Here is a 392-nt window from a genome sequence, read left to right as displayed (position 1 = left end):
CTCCGGCGAGCGGATCGCGCTGGCGCTGCGCCCCCTGGGCGGGCGGTTCCCGCACGCTCCCGAAGGCTTCGCCGACTACGCCGTGGAGGTACCCGGGCAGGGCGACCGGTTCGCGCCCTTCGCGCCGGTGGAGCCCGACGAGCCGGCCCTGTCCGTGGCCGGCCGCGAGCTGACCGGCCCCCAGCTGGTCGAGGAGGCCCGCGCGGAGGCGGCCCGCCTCGGCCTCGGTCCGGGCGACCGGGTCCTGTCCGGGCTCGGCTGGGAGACCTGGGAAGGGCTCGCGGCCGGGCTGTACGCGCCCCTGGCCGCCGGCGGCTCGGTCGTGCTGTGCCGCAACGCCGGCCGGCTGTCCGAGGAGGGGCTGGCCCGCAGGGTCGCCGACGAGCGGGTGG

At 79.6% G+C, this 392-nt stretch carries 1 protein-coding gene; it reads left to right on the top strand.

Translation table 11 applies throughout. From position 1 onward, the window contains the following. Positions 1 to 392 (top strand): TIGR03089 family protein (locus tag G3I60_RS44265; RefSeq protein WP_275419244.1); only part of this gene is annotated, 392 nt, incomplete at both ends.

It is taken from the genome of Streptomyces sp. SID13666 (assembly GCF_010548325.1).
GTDB lineage: Bacteria > Actinomycetota > Actinomycetes > Streptomycetales > Streptomycetaceae > Actinacidiphila > Actinacidiphila fildesensis.
The sequence above is the reverse complement of the archived record's forward strand: the minus strand, read 5'-3'. Positions and strand labels throughout refer to the sequence as shown.